General features: G+C 61.4%; 10 protein-coding genes. 6 read left to right on the top strand and 4 right to left on the bottom strand.

Annotation, left to right across the window (positions count from 1 at the left end):
* Positions 1–15 precede the first annotated feature (15 nt).
* From RQP54_RS01120 to RQP54_RS01095, 6 genes are all read left to right on the top strand, one after another.
* Complete coding sequence (locus RQP54_RS01120; RefSeq protein WP_315676322.1) at positions 16–489, top strand: FecR family protein; 474 nt, start codon at positions 16–18, stop codon at positions 487–489.
* Positions 486–1,064 (top strand): OmpA family protein, encoded by a 579-nt coding sequence (locus RQP54_RS01115; protein ID WP_315676320.1) that lies wholly within the window; start codon positions 486–488, stop codon positions 1,062–1,064. The genes RQP54_RS01120 and RQP54_RS01115 overlap by 4 nt, the downstream gene beginning before the upstream one ends.
* Before the next feature lie 12 nt (positions 1,065–1,076).
* Positions 1,077–3,221, top strand: a complete 2,145-nt coding sequence (locus tag RQP54_RS01110; protein ID WP_315676319.1) for an adenylate/guanylate cyclase domain-containing protein — start codon at positions 1,077–1,079, stop codon at positions 3,219–3,221.
* A 305-nt stretch (positions 3,222–3,526) separates the two neighbouring features.
* The gene (locus RQP54_RS01105; protein ID WP_315676317.1) at positions 3,527–6,880 is read left to right on the top strand and encodes a hypothetical protein; all 3,354 of its coding nucleotides are present in this window, start codon (positions 3,527–3,529) and stop codon (positions 6,878–6,880) included.
* Complete coding sequence (locus RQP54_RS01100; protein ID WP_315676315.1) at positions 6,877–7,338, top strand: response regulator; 462 nt, start codon at positions 6,877–6,879, stop codon at positions 7,336–7,338. Before RQP54_RS01105 ends, RQP54_RS01100 begins: the two co-directional genes overlap by 4 nt.
* Complete coding sequence (locus RQP54_RS01095) at positions 7,335–8,576, top strand: hypothetical protein (RefSeq protein ID WP_315676313.1); 1,242 nt, start codon at positions 7,335–7,337, stop codon at positions 8,574–8,576. The genes RQP54_RS01100 and RQP54_RS01095 overlap by 4 nt, the downstream gene beginning before the upstream one ends.
* A 306-nt stretch (positions 8,577–8,882) precedes the next feature.
* Here the strand turns inward: RQP54_RS01095 and RQP54_RS01090 are convergent, their stop codons facing one another.
* Genes RQP54_RS01090 through RQP54_RS01075 form a run of 4 tightly spaced genes read right to left on the bottom strand, consistent with a single transcriptional unit; the run spans position 8,883 to position 13,565 of the window.
* Entirely contained in the window at positions 8,883–10,058 is a 1,176-nt protein-coding gene (locus RQP54_RS01090) for an MFS transporter (RefSeq protein ID WP_315676311.1), read from the bottom strand.
* Positions 10,055–11,815 (bottom strand): hypothetical protein, encoded by a 1,761-nt coding sequence (locus RQP54_RS01085; RefSeq protein ID WP_315676309.1) that lies wholly within the window; start codon positions 11,813–11,815, stop codon positions 10,055–10,057. Before RQP54_RS01085 ends, RQP54_RS01090 begins: the two co-directional genes overlap by 4 nt.
* Positions 11,812–12,612 (bottom strand): SDR family oxidoreductase, encoded by an 801-nt coding sequence (locus RQP54_RS01080; RefSeq protein ID WP_315676307.1) that lies wholly within the window; start codon positions 12,610–12,612, stop codon positions 11,812–11,814. Before RQP54_RS01080 ends, RQP54_RS01085 begins: the two co-directional genes overlap by 4 nt.
* Positions 12,609–13,565 carry an SDR family oxidoreductase gene (locus tag RQP54_RS01075; RefSeq protein ID WP_315676304.1) on the bottom strand — a complete coding sequence of 319 codons (957 nt, stop codon included), beginning with the start codon at positions 13,563–13,565 and terminating at the stop codon, positions 12,609–12,611. The genes RQP54_RS01080 and RQP54_RS01075 overlap by 4 nt, the downstream gene beginning before the upstream one ends.
* Between the last annotated feature and the right edge of the window lie 11 nt (positions 13,566–13,576).

The following is a 13,576-nucleotide window of genomic DNA, read 5'->3' as shown; positions in this document are numbered from 1 at the left end:
TGCAAGGAGCAGGCAATGAACTTTCGAAACCGGTGCTTGGTGGTGTGTGCCTTGTGGGTCGGCATGACCGCGTCGGCCCAGACGGCACCACCGGTGGCCGGGTCTGCCGAGCCGGTGGGCCGGGTCAAGACCCTGCGTGGCCAGGCAACCATCCGTACCCAGACGCAGACCGTGGAAGCCGCGGTGGGAACGCCGGTCTATCTGGGTAGCGAAATCCGCACCGGCAAGGACGCCAGCCTGGGCCTCACCTTCAAGGACAGCACGGTGCTGTCCCTGGGGGCCGACACCCGGCTGACCGTGGACGAATACGTGTACGACCCCAACCAGGGCCAGTACAAGTTTGGCGCCAACCTTGGTAAGGGCGCCCTGAACTACATATCCGGGGCCATTGCCAAGGCGCGCCCGGAAGCCGTGTCGGTGAAGACGCCGGGCGCCGTCATCGGCGTGCGCGGCACCCACTTCGTGGTCAAGGCTGAGGAAGAACAATGAGGGCCTGGTGTGCGGCGTGGGCCGCCGTGGTCCTGGTTGGTTGCGCCAGCCCGTCGTATGTGGTGCTGCTGGAAGACCCGCAAGGCGGCGTTGGCAAGGTTACCGTGCGCGGCAAGAATGGCACGCAAATGATAGACCGCGCCATGGATGCAACGTCGCTCGACGGTGCCAAGCCCCCCGAACCGGTGGACGTGCGCCGCTTCGAGGCCGACTTTGCGGCGGTGCTGGCGGCACAGCCTGTGCTGCCCCAGCGCTACCTGCTCTACTTCCAGAGCGGCGGTGCCGAATTGACGCCCGAGTCGCAGGCGCTGCTGGCCACCATCCTCGACGATGTGCGGCGTCGGCCGGTGGCCGACGTCAGCGTCATCGGCCACACCGACACGGTGGGTAACGCCGAAGCCAATGAAGCCCTGGGCCTCAAGCGCGCGCAGGGCATTGCCGCCCTGCTGACCGAGCAGGGCCTGCAGGCCTTTGCGCTGAGCGTGGAATCGCACGGCGAACGCAACCCGCTGGTTCCCACGCCCGATGAAACCGATGAACCACGCAACCGGCGCGTGGAGATCTCGGTGCGTTGAATCGCCGAAGTGATGCACAGCGCCTTGCGCAAGGCCATTCTCCCTTTGCTGTGTGCCGTGCTGGCACTGCTGTCGGTCTGGGTACAGCCGGTAGCGCTGCAGGTGCTGCGCAATGTCCAGTTCGACCAGTTCCAGCGCTGGCACCCGCGCGACTATGCCGATGTCGGGGTGGTGGTTGTCGATCTGGACGACGAGAGCCTGCGCACCTACGGGCAGTGGCCCTGGCCGCGCACGCGCGTGGCCGAGCTGGTGCAGCGGCTGCGCGCCATGGGCGCAGTCGTCATCGGCCTGGATGCCTTGTTCGTGGAGCCGGACCGGACCTCGCCGCAACGCGCGTCAGCCCAATGGGCCATTTCGCCTGAGATGCGCCAGGCGCTGCGCCAGCTGCCCGACCACGACCAGGTACTGGCCCGCGCACTGCAAGCAGGTGGCACGGTGGTGGGCATGGCGCTGGAGCAGGGCGATGGCACCGGTCCCGGCGGTCTGCAGCCACTGCCGGACGTGGTGCCCTACCGGGTGCTGACCTTGGGCGACTCCGCCGCAGGGCGCCTGCACCGCTTTGATGGTGCCCGCCTGCCCCTGCCTGCAATCCGTGCGGCCAGTGCGGGCCTCGGTTCGCTGAACTTTGTGGCCGATCCGGACGGTGTGGTGCGGCGCGTGCCCATGCTGTTTGCCGTGCAGCAGCAACTGGCGCCCACCCTGGTGGCAGAAATGCTGCGGGTGGCGCAGGGGGCGAGCAACTACATGCTCAAGGGGGCGGGGCACGATGGCGCGGGCCTGCAGGAGGTGCGCATTGGCGCATTCACCATTCCCACCACCGCCGAGGGGGAAATGTGGCTGCATTACAGCGCCCCGCAAAGCGAACGCTTCGAGCCCGCCTGGCGGGTGCTGGCGGGCAAGACCGAGCCGGGACGCATCGCTGGCAAGCTGGTGCTGGTGGGGACTTCGGCCCAGGGCTTGATGGACCTACGCTTCAGCCCCCTGGGCCATGTCATGCCCGGGGTGACGGCGCACGCGCAGGCCCTGGAGCAGGTCCTGGGGGGGCAGGCACTGCAGCGCCCCTCCTGGGCCATGGGGCTGGAAGCGCTGGTGGTGGTGCTCGGCTGCCTGGCCGTAGGCTTTGCCGCGGCCAGCACCCGGGCCGCCGTGTCGGCTACCTGGGCTTTTCTGGCTGTGGTCGTGGTGGTGGGTGGCGCGTGGTGGGCCTTTGTGCAGTACCGGCTGCTGCTCAACGGCCTGGAGCCCGCGCTGTGGATGGTGCTGGCATTCCTGTTGTGCAGCGTGCAGCGCCACCTGGATACCGAGCGCGAGGAACGCTGGATCCGCCAGGCCTTTTCGCGCTATGTCTCGCCCAACCGCGTGGATCACCTGGTGGCGCACCCGGAGCAACTCGAACTCGGTGGCAAGCGCCAGGAATGCAGTTTCGTGTTTACCGACCTGGCCGGGTTCACCACGCTGATGGAATCCATGGACCCCGGTGGCGCCGTGGCCTTGCTCAACGACTACCTGGACCGCATGATTGCGATTGCCTTCGCCCATGGCGCCACGCTGGACCGGTTTGTCGGCGACGCCGTGGCCGTGGTGTTTTCCGCGCCCCTGGTACAGCCCGACCATCGCCAGCGGGCCGTGCAGTGCGCGCTGGAGATGAGTGCCTTTGCACAAGCCTATGCCCAGCGCATCCAGACCGAGCGCCAGGTGCCCTTTGGCTACACCCGCATCGGCGTGCATTCGGGCGAGGTCATTGTGGGCAACTTTGGTGGCTCCACCATGTTCGATTACCGCGCGCTGGGCGACCCGGTGAATACAGCGTCACGGCTGGAGGGGGCCAACAAGTACCTCGGCAGCCTGGTGTGCATTTCGGAGGCGACCCTCTCGGCCTGCACCGATGTGCCCGCGCGCCCCGTAGCCCACCTGGTGCTCAAGGGCAAGACGCAGGCATTGGCGGTGTGGGAGCCCTGTGCCGCCCAGCTCCCCGGCTGTGCGCCTCTGGAAGACTATGGGGCAGCCTATGCCCGGCTGGAGTCGAATGACCCGCAGGCCTTGCAGACGTTCGAAGCCTTGGCGGCCCGCTATCCGCAGGACGGCGTGGTTGCCATGCACCTGCAGCGCCTGCAGCGCGGTGAGACTGGTGTGCAGCTGGTGCTGCACGACAAGTAGGCAGACCCGGACATCCGGATTTTCTGCGTCCCAATCAGCCTCCAGGGGGCGATCGGGCCCAAGGTTCACCTGACGCGCCCCTAAATTGCAATGAATGTGAGGTTTGCCGCGATGGCGGTCATGACCCTGCTCAATCCCAGCATCTGGTCCGGGCCAGTTGCAGTCTTTGGCGAATGACCGCAATCAGAAAATGTGTTGAAAGGCTTTGGTGACTAGAATTGCCAGCCTGTTGGATGGGACTTCAAGCCCACATGCTATTCAATTCCGGAGGGACGTCGTTGTAGAAAATCCACAGTGTGCGTCATGTGCATAATGCCAATCACTCGGCCCAGCAGGGTGAGTTTCTGTTGCTGCTACTTCTCGCCGACAATTCCTTGAATCAACACCGCACCCCGTTCGCCGAGCTCAAACATCGCGCATTGGCAGCATTGCAAAGCGGCTTCATCGCAAGTGATATTGAGCACCCTCACGCAGCGTTTGCACGCTCGGTGACTCGGCAGAGAAACCTCCTCAAAGCCCGCAGCGATGCACGCATCTACCTGCCGATAAGCGAGTTGCTTCGCTTTGAGCACTGGCTCATGGGGGAGATTGAACTTCGTAGCCGGTCCAAAGATTACAGAGCACGTCTTGATGTGCTATACGAAACCCCCAGAGAGGTGGTAGTTCTTCCGCTGCACGATTCATTTCAGATCGCGCTGCAATTGCTTGATAGCAATCAAGTCGCGATTCAGGATCAACTCCTTGCGGTTAGGGGCGTAAACAAGCTGATCGCAGAGAATAAGCTTCTTGAGGCCGAGGGAGCGCTGAAGGCACATCGGGAAAAATTTGGCGCGTCATATTGGTCTGCCGAAACTGAAATCGCTCTAGCCAATGTTCGTGCAACTTCAGAGGAAGTACGAACTCTTCAGAAGCAGCTGAGTGGCAATCAACGCGGATTGGTGCGCTTTTTTCTTTCGGCCGCGGCCACCCGTAGCGACAGCGCTCAGCTAGCAACCAGGCAGCTGGCTCTCCTCGGGCGGCGCATCCGAAACTCTGACCTCATCGAACCACAGAAGGTACATACTCAGTACCGAGCTACTGCAACCTTACCGGTCAGCGAGGACGACCTTGCGACGATCATGGCCTATGAGCTCTTACTGCCACCTCTGGACGGAATTCTTTCGGCTGTCTCGACTGCCTACGCTCTCTTTGCCCGTCGAGCATCGATTGACGAGCGTACTAATGCTGCAGTTGAGACATTACTATCTAGGTACGGGGCCCCATTTTTATCGCTCCCATTGCCCGAAACCTCCGCCAGCGGAACTGTTTGTTCGGACCTCTCTCGCTTCATCCGAGGAGCAGTTTCCTCTCTGCTTGATAGGGCAACGCAGCTATCAGCAGGCGAAATTGGGCTTGAAGCAGCTATCGCAGCTCAGCTGACCGGGGAAGACGCCTCAGCCAAAGAGCGGCTTCATCACTTCACCGCCTGCTTCCCTACTCATCCGTGGTCCATCCAGCTTCGACCAGCGCTCCCGCTTCAGACTCTACCTCAGCTGGTTTGTGATATCGCTGAACAGCGATCACGGTCGGCTGAAGTCCCGGTTCATGCTCAGGTCGCACGAGCCTTCCTCAATAGCGTCTCGGGACACGAAGAGTCAGCCTTTAAGCTTTTGATCGACAGTATCGGTTGTGACCACGCTCTTGGCCTATTGAACGACGCCGCGTTCCTGCAACGCGTCGAGAACCTCAGCAAGACTGCGCGAGATTGTCTGGAGGTAGCACTAGCCTGGGCATTGCTCCGAGGGGGATATCCCGCGGAAGCAATGCGTGTGGCGTTGCATACGGGACTGCGGAACCAGCGAGTGGTGGAATCCACGCCGCTCGTTGAATTGTTCGAGGCTAAATCGTGGAAGCACCTTAAGCACTTTGATGCGCTGCTGGAGCTGTCCTGCGCATTGCAGCTTTACCATTCCGCAACCGGCGATTCGCAGGCAAAGACTACAAAACGGTTTGCGGTTTCGGCTTTGATGAGGCGAGAGGGATGTTCGGACTTGGTCTCACTAGTTTCAAAACTAGGTGCAAGTCCAAACATTGAGCCACGCGTACTGAACTTCTTCGTTGGGCAAGTCCTAGACCTCCCCCTCATAGAGCTAATTGGAATCGCCGACAGCACCAATGCAGCGCAGCAAGAGCTGCTAAACACATTGCGAGCTGGATCTCAACTACCTGATGCCGACGTTGCAGGCATGGAAGCTCGCATTGCCGAGGTAGAACATTCGATTGCGATAGCGATGGCAAGGGGGACCATCGATGCCACCAAGGTTTTCGTAAGTGAATCGGAACTAATTCATAAGGCTGCGCTTGAATACCGGCTCACCTACGAACACTACCGAGGTTTGGTCGAAGAACGGCCTCTTAGCGAAGTTGATCTTGACGATATTTTGCGCATTGGCCCTGCAGATCTTGACGCCGACATCAGTGACTCACAGCGCCTTTTGCGCGAGATCTTTGTTGGAGTTTTGGACATGTTCCTCAATGACCCCTCGGCTGGGTTGGACTCCGTAATAGGTCGCCGAATTCGTCACGGGGAAATCACCGGTGCGCTCCGCGGAACGCTGGACCATGTTGGCATGATCAGTCACCGCCCTAAGGCTGGCGCGCCCTATGAAGTCTCAAATCGACTTGCGGATGAATTGTCGGCATACCAACCGAAACAGCGCACAGCTGTCTCAGCAGCTCTAAGCAAGTTTTCGACCGCAATAGATAACCTATGCCAAGTCTTGTGCGATGATGTCTTTCAGTGTCAACGGCAGAACCCCACATCTAGGTTGCGCCCGGCTTTTGCTCTGGAGGTAAACGCCAGGAGCTTAGCTGGCCTGCTTCACTTAGCTAGCCAAGACCAACCATTCGAAGAGTTCGTTCGCGTCTGTTTCGTGATGTTCTGGGTGAGCATCTACGCAAACATTGAGCGAGAGCGCCCGGTCATTTCCGCGTACGTAAAGAAGTCACTCAAAGACGCCTGCACAAAGCTGCAGACCGAACTGAAGGGGCTGAATCTGCCTGATCGCGTCCTGATTGACAGAGCTCAACTTGCGACTGACAAAGTGCTAACTAAGGGCGAGACAGTCCTGAGCTGGCTGGCCGTACCGAAGGCCGACGAGACGTCTGCGTACCTTCGCGTAAGCCATGTCGCTTACGGCACGGAGATGCACATACGCGGCCAACACAGCGACTTCGAGCCGGAAGTGTCTATCAACGCGCCAGTTGAAGCCTTGTCACTTGACAACGCCATGCTCCTGCATGATGCGCTCTACATTCTGTTCGACAACGCCGCCGCACATTCAAAGGTTGCCCGGCCTGATATTCGAGTGACCATTACTGCCGATGACACCAGTTTGTGGGTTAGCTTCACTTGCACGATTGCGTCGGCAGTATTTGCTGAGCTTGAGGCGGGTAGGCTCGCTGGAGTTCAGAGTGAGATCGCAGCGCGTGGTGCGGCATCGGTCGCTAAGCAAAACAAGGGGTCCGGTTTAGGAAAGCTATCGAGCCTCACAATTGGTCGCGGCGGACAACTGTCAATGACCTTGGACCACGAAGCGTCGACCTTGGTTACAAAGTTTGCCCTTCCTTTGCACATCAGCAAGCGTTCAAACGACGAGCTTGAAGGCGGTGCGCCGTGACATTTCGCGTGCTCATCGTCGAAGACATCGAAACCAAGAGGTTGAGCGTGGAACAGCTTGTTGTAGCTGCGTTTTCCGACGTTCAAGTCGACTCCGCAGCTTCAGTCAATTCCGCAATCAAGCTACTAAATGAGCATGACTACTGCCTTGTACTTCTGGACATGTCGTTGCCCACCTATGACCTTACGAAGGCAGAAGGTGGCGGCACTCCACGCCCTCGGGGCGGAATGGAGTTGTTCGCGCATCTAGACGGGATTGGTATTGAAGTTCCAGTCATCGTCGTAAGCGCATACGGGGCACTGGAAGAAAAGGGCTCGTTGATCTCACTTGAAGAGATCTCGACGCAGCTTCGCGTAGCCTATCCAGGACTCTTTCGAGGAAGCGTCCTTTTTGACTCCGTATACACAGTATGGGCTAGCGAGCTATCTGAACTCATTCGAAAGGCGCTCAAGACGTGAAGCCACTTAAAGTTCTATTTGTCGAAGACGAGCTTCATAAAAAGACTCGCCTGCTGGAGACCATAAGAGCGCACCCTGAACTCTTTGACGAGCCTCAAGTCGTCGAGACGACGGCCAGTGCGCTTGAGCGACTCGCGTCGAGCCGCTTCGACTTGCTATTGGCTGACCTAATTCTTCCCCGTCAGTACCGTGGAGAGGCATCTGAAGCGAATGGAGTGGACTTACTTGAGTCAGTTGAGCAGTTCGAAGATGCATGCGGAGCCGCCTACACACTATCGATTTCGCGTGCGGATCAGTTATCTCCTGAGACCCAGAAATTTTTCTCAGGTCGACCTTGGGGGCTACTGCGCTATCGAGACGACACTACGGTTTGTCTTGAGGACATCATTTCGATTGCCAGGTACATCCAGAAGGCTCAAGCAGGTCAGGCGGAAAGAAGTCCTGATGTTGACGTCCTCATCATCACCGCGCTGCTTGAACCTGAGTTCGTTTCGGTCGAACGAGCACTGCCCTCGCTAGGCGCAGTTCGTCCGCTGGACGTACGGCAGTACTACAGACTGGGAGAATTGGATCTCTCGGATGCACGAAAGCTGTCGATTGCAGTGGCTCATTGCGAGCGGATGGGGCCAGTGCATGCTGCAGTATCGACGTCAAAGCTCTGTCAGGCGCTTACACCAAAACTCGTTGTGATGGCTGGCATCTGCGCTGGGTTCCCCAAGAAAGCGAACATTGGTGATGTGTTAGCTGCGGAGACTTCCTGGCTATGGCAAGACGGGAAGTTCTCGGTGACGGATGGAGTCTCGGCTTTTCAGGAGTCGCCTCACCAGGTGCATGTCAGCCCTTTGGTCAAACAGTGCCTATTGGAAATGATGCGCGACGATGGAATTTGGAACGCATTTGGCGCCGCTTCACGTGAAGCTGGCATTGCCACGCCGAAGCTGGTGTGCGGCCCGGTTGCGACGGGCGCGGCCGTTCTTGCAGACGCGAAAGTTCGCGACTCTATCGCACAGACTCAGCATCGCGCTGTGGTCGGACTCGATATGGAAACCTACCCTGTATATGTCGCCGCAGAGTCATCAAGCTCGGTCAAGGCCTTCGTCTCCTTGAAGTCGGTCTGCGATGTAGGGGATAAGGAAAAAGCCGATAAGTATCAGGCATACGCGGCAACGGTCTCTGCGAAGGCAACGATTGCATTTATTCGGAAGTTCTTTAGTCGACCTGGGCAGTTGGGTCGCTGACAACCTTTAGCTATCCAGATCAGACTTTCGACCTATGTTGCTGTGTGTTGCTCAATGCGGCCTGCCTTTTAGTTGTCGTAGACTGACTGCTATCGCTGCAATCCCGTGGCCCGTCATCATGAAACGCAGTCATCTCTGAATGACCGCTTTCAGGCGCTGAAACTGTTGGCCTAGACTTCCGCAATGGGTCGATTGCGTGAATTGGTTGTTGATGACCGTACGACCGCTTCCAGTCCACCGCTGCCGTTACTGCCAGCCCAGCAAAGACAACGGTCAAACTCCGATAATCTGGATGACCGAAGAAACTTACTGCGCCATACGCCGCAGCTGGGGCATGGCTGCGGCGCCTGCCACGGCGACCAGGGCCAGGCCGATGCCGGCGCCCAGCAGGGCATCGGTCAGCCCGGCCTTGCGCACCAGGACACCCGCCACCACGCCCGACAGGGCCGGAATGACCTGCGAAATGATGGCGTAGACCGCCATCACCCGGCCGCGCAGCACGTCGGGCACCTGGGCCTGTATGCCTGCGACCACGAAGCTGATGGTCATGCCACCGAGCAGACCGACGAGCGCGAGCACCGTGGCGGAGAGCGCCGGCACCTGCCATTGGCTCAGGCTGGCGAACAGCAGGCAGGCCACCAGGGTGGCGGCCAGGATGGCGCGGCCATGGTGCAGGTGCTTGCCCACCACCAGGGCCGCTATGCCGCCGCCGATGAGCGACAGGGCAAGCAGCCCGAGGTACATGCCGCGTTCGATTTCGCTCAGGCCCAGGGTCTCGCGCGCCAGCTTGGGCAGCATGATCTGCAGCGGGCCGGTCATGGCGTAGGCAATGACCGCGGCCAGCAGCAGCTGCTTGAGCAAGGGGGTGCGGCCGATGAAGGCAAAGCTGTCGAGCAGGTCGCGGGTGGCACTTTGCTGGGAGGCCGCCGCCTCGCGGGTACGGATGCCCAGCAGCATGAGCCCCGAGGCCGCGAACAGTGCCATGCCGGTGGCAAACACCCAGGGCCAGCCGCCGTAGTGGCGCTGTACGGCCAGCACGATGGGGGCCAGGCCGAAGCCCAGCATGACCTGCACGTTGAACAGGATGGTGGCGGGCTTCAGGCGTGCCGGGTCGGCCAGTTGCCCCAGGGCGGCCAGGCGCGCCGGTCCCACGAAGGACCAGCCCAGGCCCGAGAACAGCGCCGCGAGCATGACCAGCACCACACGCGTGTCGCCGCTGGCTTTCGCGTCGATCCACCACAGCAAGCCCAGGCAGACCACGAACAGCGTCTGCGCCCACTGGATCACCCGGTGCGGGGCCACACGGTCGCACAGCACGCCGGCGAACCAGCCGAACAGCAGCGAGGAGCCGAACGAGAGCCCGAAGCCTATGCCGGAGAGCAGGTCCGAGCCCACCGTTTCCTGCAGGTACAGGATCACGGTGTAGTTCACCATGTGCCCGGCCGTGAAGGCCAGCAGGCACGACAGGTAAAACCGCGTCACGGCGTGATTTCCATCAGGGTCGGCTGCTGGTCCTCGATGTGCCAGCTCGGAAAGGCCGCGCCGCTCACGTAGGCCTTGCCATCCTTGGTGATTTCGACGTCACGCGTGAAGGTGACCTTGCGCTGCATCGGGTACACATTCCACTTGCCAGCGGCAATGTCGAAGCGGTACACCGAGTCCGAATTGGTGCCGTTGACCCACACCTGGTTGCGCTGGCGGTCCACGTTGAGCGAGTAGGGGGTGTCGCTGCCCTTGGGCACCACGGGCAGGTCGAAGGTGGTGAACTCGGCCTTGGCCGGGTTGTAGCGGGCAATCAGCGACTCGTTGAAGGCCGCGATCCACAGGTTACCCTGGGCATCGGCACGCAGTCGGCGCGGCGCCGTGAAGGGGGTCGCGATCATGGTGACCGAGCCCTTGTCGGGGTCGATGACGCCGATCTCGTTGGTGTAGAGGCGGGCGATCCAGACCTTGCCGTCCGGGGTGATGTCCAGGCCGTAGGGCAGGGGCACGCCGGTGCTCTGGTGGTCGACCTTGACGAGGTTGGCTACGGGAATGCCAAAGCGCGTCAGACCCATGAGTGTGGGCGTGAGCTTGATGGTGAGGCCTTCCATGAACGAGCGCGCGGGCAGGTCGTAGTAGGTGAATTGCTTAGTCGTACGGTCGAACATGGCCACCTGGTTGGAGAGGGCCAGGGTGAACCAGACGCGGTCCTTGGCGTCGATGCGCACGGTGTGCGGGTAGAAGCCGCGCTCCATCTCGTGCTGGACGAACTGTTTGCTGACCGGATCGAATTCGATCAGGCGGCGCTGGTGCGAGGGCGTGAGGAAGATGTGCCCGTCCTTGGTGGACTCGGCCAGCGAGTGGATGCCCTGGTAGGTCTGGTGCTTGGGGAAGTCCACCAGGCGCCCGGGCATCAGGCCACCGAGGCGGTCGCCGTCCTGCTTGGGCACATGGAATACCGTGAACTTGCCGGTGGTGGGTTCGATCTCGTACAGGCGGTCCTGCAGGTTGTCGCCGATGTACACCTTGCCGTTGGAGTGCACCAGCAGATCGTGCATCTGCGACATGGCGTCGCCCACGGGCATTTCACGCACTGTCACCTTGGACAGATCGGCGGACCAGGGCGTGCCGGCAGGCACTTTCTCGGGGTGGGCGGCGATGTCCTTCCAGTGCGCCTCCAGCAGCGCGGGAATCTTCTCGCGCGCTTCGCTGGACAGGCGCGAGCCGTAGCGCACCATGCGCTTCATGGCTTCCTTCCACTCGTCGGCACTGCGCTCGCGGCGCAGCAGGGCGCCGCCTTGCTGGTGGCAATAGTTGCACTGGAGCATGAACTCCTTCTTGAGTGCCGCATCACCGAAGTCGATGGTGGAAGTCCAGGCGTTCGAGGGCCGTTGGGCTGCGAGTTCTGCCGGGTCGGTCTCGGCCTGCATGACCACCGGCTTGGAGGCCTCGGCGGGACTGACGATCCGGTCCTTGTAGCCGGCCTTGCGCAGGCGCAGCTTCCAGGCGTGCTCGGCCGCGGGAATGTCGGCACGACCCTGGGAATCGGTGAAGCGCGTGAGCTCGATATAGGACTGCTGCAATTTGCCGCTGGCGGGATAGCCTTCGTCCGAGGTGTCGAGCACGGCCGCCTTGACTGGCTGGCGACTGACCATGACGGTGGCCAACGGCTTGCCGTGGGTATCGACCACCTGCACCGGTGCGGCGAAACTTTGCAGCGCCACCAGGCCCAGCAATGCAAATACGGTTTTTTTCATGCGCCTTCCTTCGGGATGAATGAGGGGTATTCCGGGGCAATGCGCCGCGTCATGGTGCGGGCATAGAAGCGGGGTGCGAGCTTGCTGACCCACCACGCCATGCGGGAGGTGCGGTCGGGCAGCAGCTGCGGTTCGCGTCGGTCGATGGACTGCAGGATGGCCGCAGCGATCTGGTCCGGGCTGGATTCGCCACCGGTGGCCACACGCGCCGTTTCACCGCTGCGGGCGATTGCGGTGGCAATGAAGGAGGGGCTGGCCAGGCACACCGCCACGCCCTGGGGCGCCAGCTCGCAGCGCAGGGTATCGAAAAAGCCGTGCAGCGCATGCTTGCTGGCGCAGTAGGCACTGCGCCCCAGCAGCGGAGCGAAACCCGCCACGCTGGACACCGCAGCGACCACGCCCCGGTGTTGGACCAACTGGGGCAGGGCGGCGTGGGTCAGGTGCACGGCACCGAGGTAGTTCACCTCCATCACGCGGCGCAGCTGCGCCAGGTCTGCCTCTACAAACAGGCTGCGCTGGGTGATGCCGGCGTTGTTGATGACGATGTCGATGCGACCGAAGCGTTCCACAGCGGCGGCTACGGCCTGCCTGCAGGATTCGGCGTTGGTGACGTCGCCCAGGGCCCCGCTGCACACCAGAAGTTGCTTGGCTGGCAGGGATCGCTCCAGTGCTGTCGCGTTCGCGGCGTCAGGCTCCAGTGCCACCACGCAATCCCCCCGGGCGATGTAGCTGCGGCACAGGGCAGTGCCCAGGCCACCACCCGCGCCGCTGATCAGCACTACCCGTCGAGCATTCATTGCACTTGGCCCTTGCGGGCTTGCAGGTACAGGTCGAACACCTGTGCCGAACTGAGTTTGGGCGTGTAGCCGAACTCGGTCTTGAGCCGCGTGTTGAGCAGCACCGGGCGGTAGCGCAGAAAGTCGAGCTGTTCCGGGCCGTATTGGGTGAGGTGCAGTTGCTTCAGAATCCATAGCGCACTGCGCAATACCCATGCGGGGAAGACCACGCATTGCTTGTGGAGCTTGGCCGCGATCTGGTGGATGCTGAGCTTGCCGTCTCCGGCCACATTGAAGATACCGGTCTGGGCCGAATCGATGCCATGCACGATGGCGCCGACCACATCCTGGTCGTGGATGAACACGAAGGGGCTGTCGCTACCCGCAATGGCAATGAGGCGCGGCTTCTCGAACAGGTCGGTGATCTGGTTGCGTACGGTCGGGCCCAGGATGGTGCCGATGCGGAACACCACCTGTTCCAGCGCGGGGTGTTGGGCACGGTACTCGGCCAGCATCTCTTCGACCAGGCGCTTGTGGTGCGAATAGGCAAAGGCCTCGTTGCCGCGCACTGGGTCGGTTTCGACCAACCATTCCGGGTTATCGGCGTGGTAGCCGTAGGCGGCCCCGCTGCTGGACACGATGACGCGGCGCACGCCATGCGCCACACAGGCCTGCAGCAGGTTGCGCGTTCCGTTCACGTCCACGTCGTATTCGAAGGCGCGATTGCTGTCCTTGCCGGGGGTGACGATGCTGGCCAGGTGCACCACAACGTCGGGGCGGTGCGTGGCGACGATGCTGTCCACTTCCACCGCACGGATGTCGGCTACCGCGTAGGTGACGCCATCCAGGCGCTGGGTTGGCTCACGGACATCGAGGCCGACAATGCGCAGGTCGGCACGCTGTGCCAGCGTGGCCAGCACCTGGCTGCCCAGGTAGCCCGAACTGCCGGTGACGAGAATGGTCTGGGTGCTCATGGAATGCCTTC

It is taken from the genome of Curvibacter sp. APW13 (assembly GCF_032337135.1).
GTDB lineage: Bacteria > Pseudomonadota > Gammaproteobacteria > Burkholderiales > Burkholderiaceae_C > Allorhodoferax.
The sequence above is the reverse complement of the archived record's forward strand: the minus strand, read 5'-3'. Positions and strand labels throughout refer to the sequence as shown.